Source organism: Bradyrhizobium sp. Ash2021 (assembly GCF_031202265.1).
Lineage (GTDB): Bacteria > Pseudomonadota > Alphaproteobacteria > Rhizobiales > Xanthobacteraceae > Bradyrhizobium.
In genome coordinates, this window is the sequence record NZ_CP100604.1 from 7,892,777 (window position 1) to 7,911,783 (window position 19,007).

At 61.5% G+C, this 19,007-nt stretch carries 21 protein-coding genes; 7 read left to right on the top strand and 14 right to left on the bottom strand.

Annotated elements, in window-relative coordinates:
* The first annotated feature begins 4 nt into the window (after positions 1-4).
* Positions 5-340 carry a GYD domain-containing protein gene (locus NL528_RS38025; RefSeq protein WP_309179472.1) on the top strand — a complete coding sequence of 112 codons (336 nt, stop codon included), beginning with the start codon at positions 5-7 and terminating at the stop codon, positions 338-340.
* A gap of 57 nt (positions 341-397) precedes the next feature.
* Here the strand turns inward: NL528_RS38025 and NL528_RS38030 are convergent, their stop codons facing one another.
* From NL528_RS38030 to NL528_RS38055, 6 genes are all read right to left on the bottom strand, one after another.
* Positions 398-685, bottom strand: a complete 288-nt coding sequence (locus NL528_RS38030; protein ID WP_309179473.1) for a hypothetical protein — start codon at positions 683-685, stop codon at positions 398-400.
* Positions 682-960: a cell division topological specificity factor MinE gene (minE, locus tag NL528_RS38035; protein WP_309185177.1), complete on the bottom strand. Its 279-nt coding sequence runs from the start codon at positions 958-960 to the stop codon at positions 682-684. Before minE ends, NL528_RS38030 begins: the two co-directional genes overlap by 4 nt.
* Positions 960-1,775 (bottom strand): septum site-determining protein MinD, encoded by an 816-nt coding sequence (gene minD, locus NL528_RS38040; RefSeq protein WP_309179474.1) that lies wholly within the window; start codon positions 1,773-1,775, stop codon positions 960-962. Before minD ends, minE begins: the two co-directional genes overlap by 1 nt.
* Before the next feature lie 20 nt (positions 1,776-1,795).
* Positions 1,796-2,485: a septum site-determining protein MinC gene (minC, locus tag NL528_RS38045; RefSeq protein ID WP_309179475.1), complete on the bottom strand. Its 690-nt coding sequence runs from the start codon at positions 2,483-2,485 to the stop codon at positions 1,796-1,798.
* A 231-nt stretch (positions 2,486-2,716) separates the two neighbouring features.
* Positions 2,717-3,544 carry a 3-keto-5-aminohexanoate cleavage protein gene (locus NL528_RS38050; protein WP_309179476.1) on the bottom strand — a complete coding sequence of 276 codons (828 nt, stop codon included), beginning with the start codon at positions 3,542-3,544 and terminating at the stop codon, positions 2,717-2,719.
* A gap of 436 nt (positions 3,545-3,980) precedes the next feature.
* Complete coding sequence (locus NL528_RS38055) at positions 3,981-5,234, bottom strand: Spy/CpxP family protein refolding chaperone (RefSeq protein ID WP_309179477.1); 1,254 nt, start codon at positions 5,232-5,234, stop codon at positions 3,981-3,983.
* Between the two features lie 306 nt (positions 5,235-5,540).
* On the opposite strand from NL528_RS38055, the gene NL528_RS38060 reads away from it, so the two are divergent.
* The gene (locus NL528_RS38060) at positions 5,541-7,919 is read left to right on the top strand and encodes a mechanosensitive ion channel domain-containing protein (RefSeq protein WP_309179478.1); all 2,379 of its coding nucleotides are present in this window, start codon (positions 5,541-5,543) and stop codon (positions 7,917-7,919) included.
* Between the two features lie 109 nt (positions 7,920-8,028).
* Here the strand turns inward: NL528_RS38060 and NL528_RS38065 are convergent, their stop codons facing one another.
* Together NL528_RS38065 and NL528_RS38070 are read right to left on the bottom strand one after the other, a co-directional pair.
* Positions 8,029-8,319, bottom strand: coding sequence for a hypothetical protein (locus tag NL528_RS38065; protein WP_309179479.1), 291 nt, complete (start codon positions 8,317-8,319; stop codon positions 8,029-8,031).
* Between the two features lie 467 nt (positions 8,320-8,786).
* Positions 8,787-9,020, bottom strand: a complete 234-nt coding sequence (locus NL528_RS38070) for a hypothetical protein (protein WP_309179480.1) — start codon at positions 9,018-9,020, stop codon at positions 8,787-8,789.
* 206 nt (positions 9,021-9,226) lie between these two features.
* Between NL528_RS38070 and NL528_RS38075 the strand changes: the two genes are divergently transcribed.
* Together NL528_RS38075 and NL528_RS38080 are read left to right on the top strand one after the other, a co-directional pair.
* Entirely contained in the window at positions 9,227-9,457 is a 231-nt protein-coding gene (locus tag NL528_RS38075; RefSeq protein ID WP_309179481.1) for a hypothetical protein, read from the top strand.
* Between the two features lie 976 nt (positions 9,458-10,433).
* The gene (locus tag NL528_RS38080) at positions 10,434-10,784 is read left to right on the top strand and encodes a hypothetical protein (protein ID WP_309179482.1); all 351 of its coding nucleotides are present in this window, start codon (positions 10,434-10,436) and stop codon (positions 10,782-10,784) included.
* A gap of 232 nt (positions 10,785-11,016) precedes the next feature.
* Here the strand turns inward: NL528_RS38080 and NL528_RS38085 are convergent, their stop codons facing one another.
* A complete protein-coding gene (locus NL528_RS38085; RefSeq protein WP_309179483.1) occupies positions 11,017-11,253 on the bottom strand; it encodes a PepSY domain-containing protein in 237 nt (78 codons plus the stop codon).
* Between the two features lie 364 nt (positions 11,254-11,617).
* Here NL528_RS38085 and NL528_RS38090 point away from each other — a divergent pair, with 364 nt between their 5' ends.
* Both NL528_RS38090 and NL528_RS38095 read left to right on the top strand, forming a co-directional pair.
* Positions 11,618-12,799, top strand: coding sequence for a GNAT family N-acetyltransferase (locus NL528_RS38090; protein ID WP_309179484.1), 1,182 nt, complete (start codon positions 11,618-11,620; stop codon positions 12,797-12,799).
* Between the two features lie 527 nt (positions 12,800-13,326).
* The gene (locus tag NL528_RS38095) at positions 13,327-14,091 is read left to right on the top strand and encodes a Crp/Fnr family transcriptional regulator (RefSeq protein ID WP_309179485.1); all 765 of its coding nucleotides are present in this window, start codon (positions 13,327-13,329) and stop codon (positions 14,089-14,091) included.
* Between the two features lie 19 nt (positions 14,092-14,110).
* Here the strand turns inward: NL528_RS38095 and NL528_RS38100 are convergent, their stop codons facing one another.
* The 5 genes from NL528_RS38100 to NL528_RS38120 form a co-directional block, all read right to left on the bottom strand.
* Positions 14,111-14,323, bottom strand: coding sequence for a hypothetical protein (locus NL528_RS38100; protein ID WP_309179486.1), 213 nt, complete (start codon positions 14,321-14,323; stop codon positions 14,111-14,113).
* Between the two features lie 210 nt (positions 14,324-14,533).
* Positions 14,534-15,001, bottom strand: a complete 468-nt coding sequence (locus NL528_RS38105; RefSeq protein WP_309179487.1) for a phasin family protein — start codon at positions 14,999-15,001, stop codon at positions 14,534-14,536.
* 362 nt (positions 15,002-15,363) lie between these two features.
* Positions 15,364-15,771, bottom strand: a complete 408-nt coding sequence (locus NL528_RS38110; RefSeq protein WP_309179488.1) for a PAS domain S-box protein — start codon at positions 15,769-15,771, stop codon at positions 15,364-15,366.
* 26 nt (positions 15,772-15,797) lie between these two features.
* Complete coding sequence (locus NL528_RS38115) at positions 15,798-16,073, bottom strand: hypothetical protein (protein ID WP_309179489.1); 276 nt, start codon at positions 16,071-16,073, stop codon at positions 15,798-15,800.
* A gap of 1,194 nt (positions 16,074-17,267) precedes the next feature.
* Complete coding sequence (locus tag NL528_RS38120; RefSeq protein ID WP_309179490.1) at positions 17,268-18,302, bottom strand: AraC family transcriptional regulator; 1,035 nt, start codon at positions 18,300-18,302, stop codon at positions 17,268-17,270.
* A 132-nt stretch (positions 18,303-18,434) separates the two neighbouring features.
* On the opposite strand from NL528_RS38120, the gene NL528_RS38125 reads away from it, so the two are divergent.
* Entirely contained in the window at positions 18,435-18,971 is a 537-nt protein-coding gene (locus tag NL528_RS38125; protein WP_309179491.1) for a carboxymuconolactone decarboxylase family protein, read from the top strand.
* Positions 18,972-19,007: the final 36 nt, after the last annotated feature.

The window sequence follows — 19,007 nt, forward strand, 5'->3', positions numbered from 1 at the left end:
CGCCATGCATTTCTGCCTCACCGGACAATACACGCCACGCGCTCTCAACGGCATTTTGGAGAACCCGACCCAAAGTCGCGCCGAAGCGGCCAAGAAACTGATCGAGGCTGCCGGCGGCAAATTGATCTCGATGTACAGCACCCCGGTCGACGGCCCTGGAGTGCTGACAATCTTCGACGTGCCTGATCCTGGTGCAGCGCCGGCGATCGCTGGCATCGTTGTCGCAGCCGGCACCCTTCAGAACGTGAAGCTCACCCGCCTGCTGACACAGGACGAGATCATACCGATTCGGCAAAAAGCGGCTCAGCTTCGCGCTTCCTACGACCCGCCCTTCAAGTAAGTAGATTGGTGGCAGCCGACAGCGCTGCCACCAATTTCAGGCCGTTCAGCCGTTTCCTCAGCGCCGGCTGGCGCCGAGCCCGTTCCAGCTGCTCCAGCTCACGCGGGCGAGGCTTTGCAGGTCGGTCGCGACCGGCCGCTTGGTTCGCCGCTCATGGGCAGCGATGCATCGCTCGGATTCGGCGATCCTCTGCTTCAGTTTGGCGATCGTGCTTTGCGTCTGGCCGCTCGCACCGCCGATTTCGCCGGTCCTGAACCGGGCAATTTCCAGCGCCCGCACGGCGTCGCGGTTCTTCTTCAGCTGGACCCTGTGCCAGGCGATGTTGCTGTTGCTGTCGGCGATCATGTCGCAGCCACGGCTCTTGATCGTTCGAAATTGTTGGGCACCTCGATATCGACTTCAAGCGTCGAGACCGTCTTGCCCCTCTCCATCCTGACGATGACCTTGTCCGGATCGAGCACGACATGCCGGGATACCACGGCCAGGATCTCCGACCGCAGCAGTCCCAGCAGGTCGGGCTGGCCGCGCAACCCGCGCTCGTGCGCGAGCAAAATCTGCAACCGTTCCCGTGCAACAGGCGCGGAAGCAGTACGGCCGCCGAAGAGCCGCCGCAGATCCATCATGCCGCCCTCCGTCCCAGTAACCGGTTGATCAGGCCTTTTCGCTCGGTCGGAACCATCATCGCGACGGTTTCGCCCATCAAACGGCGCGCGGCGTCGGTATAGGCGCACGCCGGCGCGCAGGCGGCATTATTCAGGGTGACCGGCGATCCGACGTTCGACGCGCGCAGGACGTCCTGGCTCTCGGGAATGATTCCGAGCAGCGGCGTCGCCAGTATCTCGAGGATATCGTCGATGCTGAGCATTTCTCCCCGCGCCGCGCGCGCCGGGTCATAGCGGGTGATCAGCACATGCTTCTCCACCCGCTCGCCCCGCTCCGCCTTCACCGTCTTTGAATCGAGCATTCCGATGATGCGGTCGGAGTCGCGCACGGAGGAGACTTCGGGGTTGGTGACGATAACAGCCTCGTCGGCATAGCGCATCGCCAGCATGGCCCCACGCTCGATGCCCGCCGGACTGTCGCAGAGAACCCAGTCAAATCTGGTTCGCAAATCGTCAATGATACTCCTGACGCCTTCATCGGTCAGGGCATCCTTGTCCCGGGTCTGCGATGCCGGAAGCAACCACAGATTCTCGAGGCGCTTATCGCGGATAAGCGCCTGCGAAAGCTTGGCCACGCCCTGCGCGACATTGATGAAGTCGAATACGACCCGTCGCTCCGCCCCCATAATGAGATCGAGATTCCGCAGGCCGACGTCGAAATCGACGACGACGACCTTTTCTCCCATTTGCGCGAGCGCCGCACCGAGCGCCGCGGTGGTAGTCGTCTTACCGACCCCGCCCTTGCCAGACGTCACGACCAAGACTTTGGCCATCGCTATCTCCTTCAGTCGAATTAATTCAGCGGTGTGATCTTCATGATGTCGCCCTCGAGCCAGGCCTGAGCCGGTCGGTTGCGCAAGGCGGAGTCGATTTGTTCAGCGGTCCGGTAGTAGCCGTCGATGGCCAGCAGTTCGGCTTCGATCTTCTGGCAGAATATCCGCGCGGACGAATTGCCGCTGAAACCAGCCATCGCGCGGCCGCGAAGCGCGCCGTAAACGTGAATGGATCCTCCGGCGACGATCTCCGCGCCCGAACCGACCGAACCCAGCACGGTCACATCGCCTTCGCAAAAGATCGACTGGCCGGAGCGCACCGGGCTTTCGAGCAGGAGCGACGCCGGCTTCGGCTTGGCTTCGCGCTTTTTCGGTTCGTTCGAGGCGATCATGCAGTTGCGCCCTCCGGTCAGCAGCGGCGGCATGCTGGTGGTGAGGCGGGCTTCATCCACGCCCTCGATGCCGAGGACGCGGATATTGCGTTGCTCGAGGCTGGTGACGAGGTGAGCGATGGCCGATTGGCTGAGGTCCACGGCGGACAGGTCGAGCACCACCGGCTTGCCGACGAAAAAGCCGGGCGAGCGGCCGAGCGTGACGTCTATTTCCTCCAGCCAGCCGGCGATCGGAACCACCGGACAGAATGTAAACGCAACGAATGAGCGGCCCCTCATCCGGATTGGCTGACGTGTGGCCTTCGCAATCGCGTCCATCGTGCTCGACTCGCCATTCTTAGTGAATGGTTAAAGATCGGCGTCCTTGGTTAACGGCTGGTTAACGGCGCGGCTTTTCGGCGGCGGAGATCCGGGATTTCCTCAGGCACCCGCATATCGCTGTGCTCATGCGGCCCGTACGGCGGATCAGCGTAATCCGCCGTTCGATCGAAGACAAAATGTCGGATTACGCCTTCCGCCTTCGCGCTCCGAGCTACGGCGGACGCTACGTTAGGCGTTTAGCCGCAGCAACTGCCTTGTCTCTGCTACGGTAGCGGGTCGGCGCCCGTACGAACCGGCCATTTCGACGATGCGCTCAACAAGTGCCGCGTTGGACGGCGCAAGGGTGTCGCGGTCGAGGCGCACATTGTCTTCAAGACCAGTGCGACAGTGGCCACCAAGCTCAAGCGACCAGCGATTGAGCGTGATCTGGTCGCGACCAATACCGGCGCCTGTCCAGGTCGCGTCCGGGGCGAGGCGCTTTAGCGTCGCAGTGTAGAATTCGAATACTTCGCGGTCGACCGGCATGGCATTCTTCACGCCCATCACAAACTGAACGTGCAACGGACCTGTTATTTTGCCGGCTTTTTGCATCTCGACGGCTTTGAAGATCATCGACAGATCGAAGGCCTCGATCTCGGGCTTCACGCCATATGTGCGCATCTCGGATGCGAGCCATTCCACCAGGTCCGGGCTATTCTCGTAGACGCGTGTCGGGAAGTTGCACGAGCCGGTGGAAAGCGAGCACATGTCAGGCTTGAGCGGGATCATGCCACCACGCTCGCGCCCGGCGCCGGAGCGGCCGCCCGTCGAAAGCTGGATAACCATGCCGGGGCAATGCTTGCGCAGGCCCTCTACCAGCTTCCCAAAGCGCTCTGGGTCGGATGTGGGTGAACCATCGTCCTTGCGCACATGCGCGTGGACCAGGGTGGCGCCGGCCTCGAAAGCCGCCTGGGTCGACTCGATCTGCTCGCTGACGGTTATGGGCACGGCCGGGTTGTCGGACTTCTGCGGAAGTGAACCGGTGATGGCGACCGTAATGATGCAAGGTGTGGTCATTGTCGTCTCTTCATGATCCTGGCTCGGCAGCGTGGGCTGCACCAGCTCAAACTGTATCTTGCTGTTCTAGCCCAGGAGACCGGCAGTAGCGATAGCGGCCAAGCCGCAAGACGCTGCGCCTTGCGGTCGATCACTTCGATGGATGCGCCCTTTAGCCATTGAGCGCCTTTAACATGGAGCGATTCGACCTCCGGTCCCGTCACGCCCGGCATGTCGGGGCTGACCGAATAACCGATCGCTATCTGCAGGTAGGCAAGGTGGCGATATCCCTCGGGGAAGCTCATCAATCGCAACCGATTGCTCTGGCCTGGGACGATGGGAACATGAACATGGCGGCCGCGAAGCATGTTGAAGAATGGGCGCAGTGTTAAGTGCACGGTCCCCCTAACTCTGTGGCCGTAACTCAGTGGCTCAGTGACGGCAATGGAAACGGAAATCACGCCGTTCGTTTTTGTCCGATCGCCTCGAACTGCGCCTTCTGCTCGTCGCTCAGCGTCGCATAGAAATTTTCGAGCGCGACGCTCACCAGATAGACCGCTCGCTGCAGAGCCTCGAGCCGCCCCTGCATTGCGTCGAGACGCGCGGGCGGTGTGGTGGCGTCGTCCGGCTGGCAGCCGGCGTTCAGGATGTCGACCGCCCTGGCGTTGGCGTCCTGCAGCGCTTTGAGCGCGGCGCGTTGCGTATCGTTCGGGTGCAGCCTGGCCTCGATCTCGTCCGCCGGCCATTGCAACGCGGCCGGCTGCGCCACGCCGCAAGCCTGGGCAGGCGCTTCCGTGGCCCCGTTCGCGGCGGAGATCTTGCGCCGGTCTTCGGCGAGGGCATTGAGCCGTGCTTCCTGCTCGTCTTCCAGCAGGTCATAGAATTTCCCCAGCGGCTGCTGCACGGCTGACGCCGCCATGATCATCGCCCCGATGCGCTGCTGCATGACGGCCAATCGGCCCGGCGCCGTCAACGCCGTCTGGGTCGGACACGACGCCTGAATCATCTGGGCGGCCGGGATCAATGCGTTGGCAAGACCGTCCAGGGCGGCGCGCAGCACCTCGTTCGGCTGGATCGCCTGCTGCATCTGATCGATGGCGAGGCCGGCAACGTCGTTTCTGTCATCGCCGCAGAGCTGCTGCAGCAAGGGGACCCTGCGATATCTCGAGCTGAGATGTCTTGAGTTGAGCTGTCCTGGGCCGTGCGGGCTCCGTCCCGCATAGGCGGCGAGATCATCATGGCCGTAAGGCGCAAAGATCGCGGCATAGATGTCCGGATAACCGTAGTCCCAGAAGCCGGTGCCGTCGCCCCAGACGGCGTAGTCGTAGATATCGTAGATGGCGAATGGCCAAAACAGCGGCCCGACCCAGCCATATCCGCCGTCGCCGTGTCGCCACCACCCGTTCGCGTCGCGGCCGCCATGCCAGCCGGCCAGCGCTGCAGCCGCGACGATCTGCCGGCGCGCCGCCGGGCTGCCAAGCCCGGAATCCATGGCAATGCGGACGTCTTGCGGCCTGAGGGAGGCCGTGCGGATCTGGCCGTGACGGGCAAAGGCACGACGGTGATGTAACCCACCCAGCGACAATACGCGCCCTACCGCGAATCTCGCGACCCCAAGGGGGCTGATGCCAAGACGCACTCCGGCCGGGGCCGCACTCGACAGCAGGGTTGCCAGAACGACAACGGCAATTCCAATCCGGAACCTCGACATGGCACCCTCCCGCGCCAGGCCTCATCGCGTCACCTTTAGATGACGCCGAGAGGAACCGAAAGTTCCCTGCGCCAGGTAGACTGATCTCTCACGGTGGTCAGCACTTCCGCGTATACGTAATACCATGACAGTGCAGCCCAGCACTGCAATTGAAAATACAACAATAAATACCAAGACAAAGCCGTCTCACTGGCCAACTTCCGACACAGGATAACGGCGAAAAGGGGCGATCCGACATGACGCTTGCGCGAAGGCAATACCGGCTCCGGCCTTGCCGTCGTGCACAATTTTCAAAAAGGGGCTTTCGTGTCGCACCAACGTCTGTGCCAACTCCTGTCCGCGATCCTGCTCACCTTCGCGCTGCTCGCCGGGCCTGCTCTGGCACAGACCGGCGCCGCTCCCCACAAAGCCGCCTCAGCCGCCCATGGCAGCGATACGCTGACGCCCGAACAGGCCAACCGCGCCCTCGACACGCTGCTGGACGACACCAAGCGCGCGCAGATGATCGATATCTTGCGCGCAATCGCCAAGGCCGCGCCGCAGGCCCAACCCGCGCCGCAGTCGCAAGCCGCACCGCCAGCGCCCGAACCGCACCACGCGATTCCGCTCACCGCGGACAGCCTTGGCGCCCAGCTCCTGCTGACGGTGTCCGAGCAGGTCGGCGATATCTCGCACGAGTTCGCTTATATGGCGCGGTCGCTGACGCACTTTCCGGCGTTCTATTACTGGATCGTGCGGACCGCTAACGATCCCGCGGCCTATGACCAGTTGCTCAATATCGCCTGGAAACTGGCGCTGGTGTTCGGTTGCGCCTTGGCTGCCGAATGGCTGATCTTCCGCCTGATCAGGCGGCCGGTGGCGCTGCTGGAAGCGCGCATTCCGCAAGCCGCGCGTGCGCCGGCGCAGACGCAGGCGATGGCCGATCCGCCCTCCTCGGCCGCGGATGTGACCGCGGCGGGCGAACGGAATCGACGGCACCTCAGCCTGGCGCGCGCCTGGCAATCGCTGGTCCGGCTGCCATTCGTGCTGGGACGTCTCGCGCTCGAGCTGCTTCCGGTATTGGTCTTCGTCGGCGTCGCCACAATGTTGCTGGGGACCGGGATCGGCGATCTCGCCACCACCCGCCTCGTGATCCTCGCGGTGGTGAATGCCTACGCGCTGTCGCGCGGGCTGATCTGCGTCGTGCGGGCTCTGGCGGGGCCGTTCGGTCTGTTCCGTGCCAGCGCCGAAACCGCGGTCTATATCGAGATCTGGGCGCGGCGCATTGTCACCGTCGCCGTGTCGGGCATCGCCTTTGCGAACGTGGCGCTGCTGCTCGGCCTGCACCGCGTCGGCTATGCGGCGCTGCTGCACCTGGTGATGCTGGTCGTGCATCTCTTTGTCGTCGTCATCATCCTGCAGTGCCGCCGGCCCGTCGCCGAGGCCATTCGCGCGCCGGCCGGCCGTGACGGCGCCGCGGCCCGTGTGCGCAATCGTCTCGCCGGGCTGTGGCACTATCTGGCAATCGCGCTCGACCTCGCGCTGTGGGCGGTGTGGGCGCTCAATATCCACAACGGCTACACGCTGCTGCTGCAATATTTCGTCGGCACCGTCGCGGTCGCGCTGATCAGCCGTCTCGCCACCATCGTGGTGCTGAGCCTGATCGATCGCGGCTTCCGCATCAGCCCGGAACTCCTGCAGCGCTTCCCCGGGCTGGAAATCCGCGCCAACCGCTATCTCCCGCTGCTGCGCAGGATCGTCGCTTCCGTCATTGCCTTCATCGGCTTCGTGGCCATGCTGGAGGTCTGGGGTGTCGACGCCATGGTCTGGTTCTATGGCGGGCAGATCGGCGGCCGGCTGTTGTCGGCGGTGGTGACAATCGGCATCGCAGCGCTTGCGGCGGCGGCGATCTGGGAGATCGCAAACGCGCTGATGGACCGCCAGGTGAATGCGCTGTCGCGCGACGGCCATTACGCCCGCGCGGCCCGGCTGCGCACCTTTCAGCCGATGCTGCGGACGGCGCTATTATGCCTGATCGTGACAGTGGTCGGTTTGACCGCGCTGAGCGAAATCGGCGTCAACGTAGCACCCTTATTGGCCGGCGCCGGCATCGTCGGCATTGCCATCGGCTTCGGCTCGCAGAAGCTGGTGCAGGATCTCATCACCGGCTTGTTTCTGCTGCTGGAGAACACCGTCCAGGTCGGCGACAACGTCACGGTGTCGGGGCTATCGGGCACGGTCGAGAACGTCTCGATCCGCACCATCCGCCTGCGCGCCGCCGACGGCGCGGTGCACATCGTTCCCTTCAGCGCGGTGACGACGCTCACCAATGCCAGCCGCGGTGCCGGCAATGCCGCCGTCAGCGTCAACGTGGCCTACAAGGAAGACACCGACCGCGCCGGCCAGATCCTGAAGGACATCGTCGACGAAATGCGCCACGAGGCCGAATACCGCTCGATGATCCGCGGCCAACTCGAATTGTGGGGCGTCGACCGGGTGGACGGCGCGATGGCCTCGATCGTCGGTCAGATCCGCTGTACCGACGCCGGCCGCTGGCCGGTGCAGCGCGAATTCAACCGCCGCATGAAGCGGCGATTCCAGGAATGCGGGATCGAGATCGCAACGGCGAACCAGACGATCCTGATGCAGGTGCCCGCGCCGGCCGATGTTGCCGCGGATGCGATGCCGCGGCGAGCGGCGGGGTAGGCGCGAGTGGCGGGTTCTTGATGAAGCGGAATCGGCAGCGGTTTTCGCAGTAACCGTCATTCCGGGTCGATGCGAAGCATCGAACCCGGAATGACAGGGTCGCAACCGATCAGTGCTTTGCTGCGAGCACGACGAGCACACCGGTCGGTTCCGGCTCGTGCGGCCGCAGGCTTGTGAGCGTCGCATCGCTCCAGTCGGCAAGGCTCACAATTTCGCCGGTCTGAGCGTCCGTTTCCGCAGTGTCTGCGGGCTCCAGCACGTTGAGGCCGCTCCCGTCCAGAAAGAACGTGTGATCCCCGTAAATGTTGCTCAATTGCTTGAGGGCCGGATGATCGTCTGGCAGCACTTCCGCCGCAAACTGGCTCAGGGTTCGTTCCAGCTGTGTCGAATTCAGTTTCATGGCCTGTCTTTCCTTCAGCCGTTTGGATTGCGCCCTGCCCCGATTGCTGACGGTCTGCGCGCAGCCTTGCCAGACCTGTTTTCGCTGATGGTTACGCCCCGGCAGGAAATGCCCATCCGAGGCTTGTCGCGGCGGCAAGCATCAGGTTGCTCTGCCTGCCTGGCGGAACTCCATCTCTTGCTGACGAAATGGAAATCCCTGATAGGGAGACCCCTGCCTGGCGTTTTGCTTCGCACGCCTTGGATTTGGAATGATCACGACACCATAACGTTCCCGGCGCGAGCGATCATTTTTCCGGTGCCGACGTGGATGAGCGGCTTGTCCGGCGGAAGCGCGAATAGCGAAGGCTGAAGAACTACGCTGACAGAATTACAGTGCCACTGCACCTCTCGTCGGACCGCGCCAATTTCCTGGCCGCGATTCATTTTGCCCAGGTTAAGCCATCCTGGCGCCGACAGGTCGCGGCCTCATTCAGGCGTTCCGTCCGCACGTTTGATCAACTCGAAGATGGGAACATGGGTGTTTTCCAGCCAGGACTCCAGCGTGTCGCCGCAGACCTTACAGTTTGCGTGACCGGTGTGTGGCACCAAGAACTTTTCTTCAGTGCGTCTGTACTCGGCGCCGCAATTGGTACATCGGACAATCGTCGTCATTCGCCGAATATGCGCTTCAAACCGTGCTTCTTCCAGCGGAACGCGCATTGGCCTGTTCCGACGCGTGGTTCAGGTTGAATTTAGCCGTGGCCTGATCTGACGCTTAACAAGCGTCATGAGGTTGCGGCCGTGCGTTCTCCATGGAAATTATGGGGTACCCCCAAAGGGTCTCCGGTGATGAAGAAGGTTCCTTGCCAAGGAACCAGGTGGGACACCAAGTAAGTTCCATCGGTTGCGGCTACGGAGGCCGCCAGATGCTTGAGTATCAAGCTTACGTCCTAGGCGAGGATGGCCATATCAAGCAGCGCATCGATCTCACCTGCGCCGACGATGACGCGGCCAGGGAACAGGCCGCGTCGCTGGTAACGGGTCACGCCATCGAGCTCTGGCAATTGGACCGCAAGATAGCGACGTTCGAACCCGATCCCCTGAAGACTGAAAAGGCCACGGGCTGGCTCAAGAGCGAACTACAGCCGCCAAAGTAAGGCCGCCGCAGTTGGAGCCTCATTCAATCGCCCCCGCGCCGGATGCCAGTTGCGACGGTCAAGCAAGATCCCGCAAATTTAAAGCCCGGCGATTTTGATAAACCGCCGGGCAACCGCGCCAGTATTACTGCATGAACGATTAGGAGATGAATGCCCCTATTCTCAGGGGAACGACGACGCGGCGTCTATCCGGAAAACCACGGTGCAGACTTGATGTCGACTTGTTGCGCCGCACGCCCAGCGACGATCAGCCGCAATGAAAAATAAGCTTTGCGTCCGTTCAACAGACGCGCTCAAATCACCGCATCGGATAAAGAAGAAAACGGGTAGCGAGTGGGAGGACGGCGATGGGTGCAACTGGAGCGGTTTTTCAGCCCGAGCTAATCGAACTGATGAGGGCAGTCCTTGACGATGCCGCGGTCATGCTCCCCGAGGCAAAGCGCACGTCGACGACGAAGGCCGAAATGGCGTCTCACATACTTGCATGCGCCGCGAAAGGCGAGCGAGATCCGGTAGCGCTGAGACGGGCCGCACTCTCGGCGATCGTGGAGTGTACTCATTATTCGCACGATATCTCTCCGGAGCGCAGGGTGGTCTAACGCATAAAGCCGCCCCGGGCGTTACTCCGTGCGGCTCTATACGCGACTGCCGGTTTCCCGGTTCCGCCGCTGTCATCATAAAACTGCCGAGCCGCGCAAAGGTTCCGTCCGCGAAAGCCCGCCGGCGTAAACCGGCGGGCTTTCGCGCGCATTGCAGCCGCATTGGTTTCACTGAATGGCCACATGGGAATCAGACGCCAACCAAATTTCGTGGATAGAAGTTTTTCCAGAGCATGATCCGGAAAAATGGATACCGGTTTTCCTTCGTGACAAACGCGAAGCGTTTGCGCGGAGATCATGCTCAAGCAAAAAGCTGGAGCGAGATGACGATTCGAAGAGAAGTCATCACGCTCCAGGCAAACTGAAAAGGAGTGAGCATGCGCATCGTTACAGCATCCGTCATCATTGCAGCCCTCTCCCTGGGGACGCCGGCTTTCGCGCAGGCACAAGGAGCGCCCTCGCAATCCGAGGCACAGACTCCTCAGTCCAGCACGGTCATACGGAGCATACAGGTCGTCGACGTCAAGGATCTGCAACCGGCGGTGCGCTCGAAAGTCGATGAACTCGTGGCCAACACACGCGAGGAAGATATTCGGTCGCTCCGGAAGTCTATTGACGCGACGCCGGAGGCGGCGGCTGTGCTTAAGGCCAAGGGCCTGAACTCGTCACAAGTCGTGGCTATCAACATCGTCGACGGTGTCCTGACGATGTTTGCCAAGACAGCTTGAAACAAGACAGCTTGAAACAAGACAGCTTGAAACAAGACTGCTTGAAGCCCTTCCGCCTCATGAGAGTTTGGATGCGGCCACCGAGCCCGCCGGGCGTGAAACCGGCGGGCGTGGACGAAAGACTTGTTCCGAACCCACCGGTTGCCAACGCGAACTGGCCGGTTACGCCTTCGATGAACCCGCCCCCACGCGCTGGCTGCGCGCCTCACGCGCACCCGTTCGGCCACCCCGCTTACTGTCGCTCTTTGATTTGGCCGCTGCTATCGACGACGAGGGAAACCTCCTTGCCGTTCTTGGTCGCCTTGACGGCTATGCCTTCAGCGGTGGATTTGATATCCCGGACTTGCGAATAGCCCGCGGATTCAAGTTTGGCGACAAGCTCCTGCTGGGTCAGGGCTTGGGCGGGCGAGAACACGCCGACCATCACGAGAGAACAAAGGACCGATCGAAAGACTGCCTTGACTGACATGAACTCTCCTCCCTGGCTTGTCTGAACCTGGAAACCTGCCCCCAAAAGCTTCAACGCCTGTTCGATGTGTCAGTTCCGACTTTTTGACGCAGCCGTACTCGCCCCGCGAGGTGCACGCGCAGCGCGCTCACTGAGCGTAAATACCGAGTTTTCTTTTTTGCAGTCAGGTTCATTTCACCGTTGCGACAAACCAGCGCGGCCTCCAGAGGCGCGCATGTTGGTTTCTAAATTCCAAGTCAGAATTCCAAGTCAGAAACTCTCTCTTACGCTTCTTGCGCGCCGGCGCGGCCGCAACTGAAGACGCGGGAAATAATTAGCTTCGCGCGGGGTCATGAATCTTAGTGGAGCCCCGCGGAGTTGTGAGATGGGCGCTATTATTCCGGGCATTTCCCGCACGCCGCGTGAATCGTTCTCGATTTCCGTAGTGTCGCGCGCCGAATTGTCCGGATGCGCGCCCTGGACATCTACTTTCGCCGACCAGCGAAAAGATCATCGGTACTACGAGATCCTTGACGACACTCTCCGGGATAACTTCGAGTACCGGTATTTTGCGATTGTCGATAACAACGGCCAGGTACGGGCGATCCAGCCGTTCTTCCTCGTCGATCAGGATATTCTCGAAGGGCTTGGCGCTGAACGAATCCACTGGATTTCGCTCGTCCGGCGCTTCTATCCGCGCTTCCTTAAACTGCGCGCTTTGATGGTCGGCTGTTCCGCCGGGGAGGCTCATCTCGCAACCACTGAAACTCTGCCTGCAGACATCGTCGCGGAGACCTTGTCGAACGGCATCGTCAGGCAAGCGAGATCGCTGAACGCGCAACTCATCGTATTGAAGGAATTTCCTTCTCGCTATCGCGAAGTACTTCACTGCTTCGTGCAACGCGGCTTCACGCGGGCGCCGAGCATGCCCATGACGATGCTCGACATCGGATATGACAGCTTCGACGCCTACACGGAAAAGGCGCTGAGAAGCTCATCGCGAAGGAAATTGCGCAAGAAGCTCGCGGCGACGGCCGGCGTATCGGACATTCGCATGAGCGTCACCGACGATGCCGCAAGTTTCGTCGATGAGATTTACCCCCTCTATCTTCAGGTGTTCGAGCGCTCGAAAATGCAATTCGAGAAGCTGACCAGGGACTTTTTCCGCCAGATCGGCCAGCGAATGAGCGATAAGGTTCGGTTCTTCGCCTGGCGTCGCGGAAACACGCTGGTGGCCTTCAGCCTTTGCATGGTGCAAGGAGATTCGCTGTACGCGGAGTACGTGGGTTTCGACTACACCGTTGCACTCGACCTGCATCTTTATCACTACATCGTTCGCGACATGATCAGTTGGGGGATCAGCAACGGGTACAAATGGTTTCGCAGCAGCGGTCTAAACTATGATCCGAAGCTGCATATGAGACACCGGCTCGATCCCATCGATCTCTATGCACGCCATACGTCCGCCCTTGCGAACGTGATATTCAGGCTGGCGCTACCCTGGATCGTGCCGGTGCGCTACGACGCGACACTCAAACTGTTTCCGGACTACAGGGAACTCTGGTGACGATCCTGCTGCTCGCAATCGAATCCTCTCGGCAGCCATCATCGTCCATTCGACGATACATCCCGCTCTGGCGCCGGACAAAAACGGCGGAACAGCGCGTGAGGTTGATTGGCGAAGCGTAATCCGCCGTTTGCCAGGCAGACCACTGATCGTGGGCAGCCACATCAGCGTGTCACGGAGACATGCCTTTCATTCGCCTTTTCTGCTGACAGCAGCATTTGCCGCGTGCCGGAAATTGGAACTCATGCGGAGCGGCACTTTGACCCATACGCATTTTGCAGTTGTCTCCGGCCGCGCGCTTGCATCTAGTCGTTTAAGAATGTTGAGTGCATCTAGTCGTTTAAGAATGTTGAGAATTTTCTGTCTCGCGGTCGCGAGTGGTTGGAGTTTTGTTTGTTGAGAGCCAAGGCGTCTGCAAGTGAGTCGGATCCCGGTGCGGATAGAGAAAACCGATCTGAACAAAAGCCAGGGCCGCCGTTCCGCGCCGCTCGAAATGAAGAAGGACGCCTGATTGCGGGTCACCCGGTGTGACGCGCCCCGGCGGAATTGGTAACCGCCTTCTCGCAGCCCTACCGCCGGCGGACTTCGATCTGCTGGCGCCCGAGCTGGAGACGGTCGCACTCCATCAGGACTCGGTTCTCTCGCAAGCGGGTGACCCGATCGAGCATGTCTTCTTCCCTGACAGCGGCGCCATCTCGCTGATGATCGATATGGCGAACGGGCAGACGGTTGCGACCGCAGCAATCGGGCACGAGGGGGCGATCGGTATTCTTTCCGTGCTGGGGCCGTCACCTTCGGCCATTACCGCCATCGTTCGTGCGGCAGGCACCGCCTCGCGGATTCCCGCGTCGCGATTCCACGCCGCGTTCAACCGCAGCCCCGCGATCCGGCACGCGGTCCTGATTCACTTCAGGGCGATGCTGGTACAGTTTCAGCTTGGCGTGGCCTGTAATGCGCTGCATCCGGTCGAAGCCCGCATGGCACGCTGGCTGCTCCATCTTCGCGACCGCATCGACCACGACGTATTCCCGCTCACCCAGGAGACGCTGTCGCAAATCCTTGGTGTGCGACGAACGACGGTAACGCTCCTGATGCGCAAACTGCGCGCGTCGGGAGCGATCAGATCCGATCGTCGAGGCCAGATCGAGGTCGACCGATCGCGGCTCGCGGCGGCGGCCTGCGAATGCCACGGCGCCATGCATCTCGAAGTCGAGCAGATCTTCTCGACGGCCCAATCTCGCGTTTTGGCGATGCCGGCTGCTGCAGTGCGTGAAACTGATGATGCGATGTGAGCCCGTTTTCGCGCGGTGATTACGCGAGAGAGCCCGCGCCCCGGTGCAGCGCCCGCGCACTCGGTTCATCGACCCAGGCTTCGCGTGCGAACCAGCTGTGATCGGTGTGGCAGATCAGGCAACGGGTGCGCGCGAAAAACACCGGGCTCTGCCGAAAGCTCTCGCGATCGGTCTTGATGCCGGTAGGGATCGCCTGTCCGGTTTGCGGGCATTTGACCATGACCATACCCATGTGAACCTCCCCTGGATTTGGTTTTGAAGCAAAAAAGCCGGCCGGTTGGATTTGCGCCTCTTGTCGGTGCGCCTACTTGGGGGGCATCGCGCACCTGCCCGTTGTCTGCTCGAGCATCGGGTAGCTTGGGGAAGCTTGCTCGTGGCGGGGCTTATTCCAACCGGCCGGGTCACCCTCCTGAACGAACGCTGGATATTGAGCGCCCGTTTTTTAGTTGCTCTGGTGGAGCACCTTGGCGACGCGCTTCCTGATCGGCTCGCCGGTTTCCGCCGCGAGCCTCTGGGTAAGCTCCCACAAGTCCTTGCTTTGGGCCGATGCGGTGTCGAAAGCCTTTTGCGCTTGCGCAGCCGACAGGCTGAAGACATCCGTCGGCGACTTGCTGCCCAGCAGATGGGCGAAGAAATCGATCGCGGCGGCGGTATTGGCGTTCGAGATCTCGATGACCTTGAGCCCGTAGTCGGTCGTGCTCCGGGCATTGCTCGAATAGGTCTCGCGCAACGCCTCCGCCATCTCCTCCGACGCGGCCTTGATCTTCTCGCAGCCTTCCTTTGCGCGGGCGACGCCCTGCTCGGAAAGCTCGCTGAACATGCTGGGCAACGCGATCTTCGGGAGTCCGAACAACGGCATCGCAAAACCGTTCGTTCCGTTCAGTCCGGCTTTCACTTCAGCTTCACTCACGGCACCATCTCCTGTTCAAGCGACATCATTTCCCGCGACGCTGGTTTGCGTCACGAAAGTGCGTGGAGGCGGAGACTGTCCGCTCCCGGGTTCGATCAGTTTTGTTTGAGCTTCCATCCAGCCCGGATGCAACTATGTCTCGACGAAAGGCGAGCTGTCCGTTCGCTTTGCGACTCTCGATCAAAAAATTTTCGAGGATGTCAATACATAAAAACGTCATACAGGATGGCGCTGTGGAGAATGGGACATCGCGAGGGGCCGAATATCGCTTTGGCACACTCAGTTGGCGCGCGGCTTCCGTCACTTCCTGGTGCGTGCTCGCCCTTTGCCAAAGGGCTCCCGCCAAAATCGGGGGTTAAGGCTCAGGAGGCGCGATTCGCAGAGCGCTCTCTTTCGATGCGGTCGGTTACGTCTCGTGCCACCGCGACCGAGCCGATCACCTCATCTTTGTCGCCTGTGACGACCGCGAAGGTCATCTCGACGTAGATCCTGCGTCCGCTCTTATGCACCGCGCGGGTCAACGTAGGCCGGCCTTCGAGCTTCGTATGGCCGTTCCCGATCGCAGCGTTGAAGCCACGCCAGTGCGAGGCTCGCAGATGCTCGGGAATGATCAGGTCGAGACTTTGGCCGAGCGCCTCCTTCGCCGGGTAGCCAAACAGCGCGGCGGACGCGCGGTTCCACAGGATGATCTCGCCGGAACGGTTTGCATAGATCACGGCATCCGCGACCTGGTCGAGAATCCTTTCAGCAACTTGGGATCCGAATTCCATCGGTCGCAGATTCGCACGCAGCGGCCTTAAGCACAAGACTCATCCGAACATCGAGGACACACGCGGTCGGCAGCGTCGGCGAGCTGGCGAGCGATCTCTTCGATCAGCAACTCATGATTCCAGCCGCGGCCGTCGCTCTTGACCAGGTTCCTCGCGCGATAGAAGGCATGGGTCTCGGCCGCGTCATCGCCGACCCGGATCGTTACGTCGGGATGGAAGGGGCAGGCAGCGGTCGCCCGTGTCGTCGATAGTGCGCCGCGCACCGCGGACTCGAGATCGTCAAGATCGGTGGCAATTGACATCTTAGCCTCCTGCAAGATTGGAAGGCGCAGCAACACTGCAGACGACCTGCGCGCCCGCGCCTCCGACCACTCGTCGGCACCACATCGGATCTAGCGAGCGCAGGTTCCCGGAGGTGCTAACCCGCGGTCGGTCGGTCGGACGGGATCGCCGAGGCTCCCTCCCCAGGCAGTTCGTGGTGACGTTGGAGGGTTCTTACGATTGTCGGCGAACGCAGCATTGAGCAGCATCAAAGCCCGTGTCGAAAATCCCGGCATTTTCGGCGGCAAGGGGACGGCAAGGGTCTGTCATGAAAAAGACCGCCAACTGAGGCGGCCTAGCCGAACGATCTCGCAATGTGCGCAATGACGGCCATCGCCCCGCGGGAATATTGGGCGCCGTTGAAATGCTCATCCACAAAATTGAGTATGAGGAGAGCAACCATAGTGGCCGTCATTACTCTCATGGGAGCATCATGCTGCCCGAAATTTAACAGATAGTTAAAGAAGTTCATCAGCTGAGGGCGGCCTTAATCGCGCACGCCCCTTATCGAAGGCTGGATTGTGAGGCGATAGGCGACGAACGCGTTGCCGTCGAACTTTTCCAAAATCTCGCCACAGGTGGGACAACGGTATTCGCCCTGGGTCGCGGGCCCAGATGCCAGCTCAAGCCGCCGAAAACCGGCTCCGCACGCAGAGCAAGTCACATCGCCCTTTTTCATTCGCCCCCGCCTCTATCTTGTCCCGAACCCGATTTACCTAAGGTTCGGTGGCGGAACTTTGTTCATGACCGGAAAACTACGGGCGAAAACTGTCGCACGCTCGTGACAGCTTCAAATCAGGCCACGGCCAAAATAAATTGGGCCACCAGGGGTCGAAACTGGCCGGTACCCGGGAGGGCGGGTGCTTGTCCAAATTAGGACACTCCGCATTCCAGATCAGGACACCTGAGAAAAGCACAACGCCGCCCAAGCGGAATATGATCGCTTGGCGGCGTTGGTTCAGTCCCGGGGCCCCTGAAATCCCCCCGACGATATTAGGTCAGCAAAGGCCATGCCAAGGTTCAATAAAATTTGGGGCTGAGAATTTGGACGGCCCGATTGAAACCAATGCCGGGCGGAACTCTGGCAACGGTTGGATGTGCCCCGCCGCCGTAGGCCGCCCCAACGCCGCCGCACATGACCCGGCGAGAGCCGTTCGGGGAACTGCGGCGACAGTTTAATTATCAATTGAGTGCACTGGCACCGTAGCCGCTCCGCCACCCTCGGCCTCTATCAGATTCGCGTCGCCCGGGACCGCCAGCCTTGCAAAGATATCCTGGCCGGGTGGCTCCTGCATCTTGCGCCACTGCGCCGGCGTGATGCCCATGTAGCCCTTGAAGGCGCGTTGGAACGCCGCTTCCGATTGATAGCCTACGGCCTCCGCCACGGCGCCGGTGGAAAGAGAAGATTTTTTCAGTTCGTTCGCGGCGAGCGCCATCCGGATGTCGGTCAGGAGATCGCTGGCCGAGCGCCCGAGCTTCTCCTGGAATTGCCGCGCAAGCGTTGCCCGCGACATGTTGCACAGGCGGGCAAGGTCGGGCAGCGACCATGCGCGCGCGGGTTCGTTGAACAGAGCGGCCACCGCCGGTGCGAGGCGTGGATGACCAGCCAAGGCAAGAATGCCGCGTGGCGCATCTTCGGTCTCGCTGGCGAGCCGCAGCACAAGCGCGAACATCGCCGTCGACAGCGCGTTCAGCATCGCGCGGCCGCCGAGATGATCGTCCGCGGACTCGCTTCGCATCAGCGCGACAAGGCCTGCGAGCTGCGCGACGGTTTCCTTCTGTCCAGTGTGAGTGTCGGCATGCACGACGAGGCGCGGCGGCAGATAGCTGCGCAGCAGCCGGTCGTGCGGAGGCGCGATCGCAAAGTGTCCGCACAACAGATCGAGCCGTTCGTCCGAGCCCAGGTTTTCGCTGATCGTGAAGTTGAGGGACGCACGGTTGCGGGCCGGCAGGGACGCGGCCCCGCTGCCATCGTGCATGACGTGCCGTGGGTTGCCGGGAAGCAGAAGAATGTCGCCGGCACTCAACTGCAGCGATCGGCCTCCCGCCGGATCCTCCAGCGTCGCGGAGCCGGCGAGCACGGCGTGATACGGGATTTCGTTCGCCTCGCCCGGACCCTGGTCGATGCGCCAGGGGGTGCCGTAGTTGCAGCGCAGGTCGAGCCGCCCGCGCACCGGCATCATTTCGAACAGCCGGCTTAGCCAATCCATCGCGACCTCCTGAAAGTACCCATCGTGAGACGATGGAGCATATAGTCAAGACAACGCGGCATTCAAAGTATCAAGACCCGACCATACTGTGACTCCGCAATCATTCACCAACCCCAAACAAGGAGTGCCACCATGTCCCGTCTTTCAGTTCCCAACCTCGAATCTGACACCGGTCCGTCGGGCCAGGTTTATGCCCAGATCAAGAAGGCGATCGGCAGCGTCCCGAACACCTTCGCGGCCATCGCCGCCCATGGCCCCGGCGCCCTCAAGTCGATCCTGTTCGCCGACTCCACGCTCGCTACCGGCACCCTGACCAAGCGCGATCAGGAGGTCATCAAGCTCGTCATCAGCGCCGCCGGAGGCTGCGACTACTGCGTCGCCGCCCACAACCATCTGGCCAGGCTCGCCGGCGTGAAGCCGGAGGAACTCAAGCAGATCCGCGAGGGTCAGCCCACCGGCGACGCCAGGCGCGATGCGCTGGTCGGCTTCGTCCGCAAGCTCGCGCAGTCCAGCGGCACCGTCAGCGACGGGGATTTCGCCGCGATCAAGCTGGCGGGCTACAGCGACGCCCAACTGGTGGAGATCAGCCTGGCCTTCGCGACCACCGTCTTCACCAACGTCTTCAACCGCATCAACGACACCGAGATCGACTTCCCCGCAGTCGCGTGAAGCCGATCTCCCGTCAAATCTCGAATGAAAGGATCA

Excerpts from the sequence above, each read along its gene's own strand:
- NL528_RS38025 (WP_309179472.1), top strand. The coding sequence starts at position 5 with ATGCATTTCTGCCTCACCGGACAATACACGCCACGCGCTCTCAACGGC.
- NL528_RS38030 (WP_309179473.1), bottom strand. The coding sequence starts at position 685 with ATGATCGCCGACAGCAACAGCAACATCGCCTGGCACAGGGTCCAGCTG.
- minE (WP_309185177.1), bottom strand. The coding sequence starts at position 960 with ATGGATCTGCGGCGGCTCTTCGGCGGCCGTACTGCTTCCGCGCCTGTT.
- minD (WP_309179474.1), bottom strand. The coding sequence starts at position 1,775 with ATGGCCAAAGTCTTGGTCGTGACGTCTGGCAAGGGCGGGGTCGGTAAG.
- minC (WP_309179475.1), bottom strand. The coding sequence starts at position 2,485 with ATGGACGCGATTGCGAAGGCCACACGTCAGCCAATCCGGATGAGGGGC.
- NL528_RS38050 (WP_309179476.1), bottom strand. The coding sequence starts at position 3,544 with ATGACCACACCTTGCATCATTACGGTCGCCATCACCGGTTCACTTCCG.
- NL528_RS38055 (WP_309179477.1), bottom strand. The coding sequence starts at position 5,234 with ATGTCGAGGTTCCGGATTGGAATTGCCGTTGTCGTTCTGGCAACCCTG.
- NL528_RS38065 (WP_309179479.1), bottom strand. The coding sequence starts at position 8,319 with ATGAAACTGAATTCGACACAGCTGGAACGAACCCTGAGCCAGTTTGCG.
- NL528_RS38070 (WP_309179480.1), bottom strand. The coding sequence starts at position 9,020 with ATGCGCGTTCCGCTGGAAGAAGCACGGTTTGAAGCGCATATTCGGCGA.
- NL528_RS38075 (WP_309179481.1), top strand. The coding sequence starts at position 9,227 with ATGCTTGAGTATCAAGCTTACGTCCTAGGCGAGGATGGCCATATCAAG.
- NL528_RS38080 (WP_309179482.1), top strand. The coding sequence starts at position 10,434 with ATGCGCATCGTTACAGCATCCGTCATCATTGCAGCCCTCTCCCTGGGG.
- NL528_RS38085 (WP_309179483.1), bottom strand. The coding sequence starts at position 11,253 with ATGTCAGTCAAGGCAGTCTTTCGATCGGTCCTTTGTTCTCTCGTGATG.
- NL528_RS38090 (WP_309179484.1), top strand. The coding sequence starts at position 11,618 with ATGGGCGCTATTATTCCGGGCATTTCCCGCACGCCGCGTGAATCGTTC.
- NL528_RS38100 (WP_309179486.1), bottom strand. The coding sequence starts at position 14,323 with ATGGGTATGGTCATGGTCAAATGCCCGCAAACCGGACAGGCGATCCCT.
- NL528_RS38110 (WP_309179488.1), bottom strand. The coding sequence starts at position 15,771 with ATGGAATTCGGATCCCAAGTTGCTGAAAGGATTCTCGACCAGGTCGCG.
- NL528_RS38115 (WP_309179489.1), bottom strand. The coding sequence starts at position 16,073 with ATGTCAATTGCCACCGATCTTGACGATCTCGAGTCCGCGGTGCGCGGC.
- NL528_RS38120 (WP_309179490.1), bottom strand. The coding sequence starts at position 18,302 with ATGGATTGGCTAAGCCGGCTGTTCGAAATGATGCCGGTGCGCGGGCGG.
- NL528_RS38125 (WP_309179491.1), top strand. The coding sequence starts at position 18,435 with ATGTCCCGTCTTTCAGTTCCCAACCTCGAATCTGACACCGGTCCGTCG.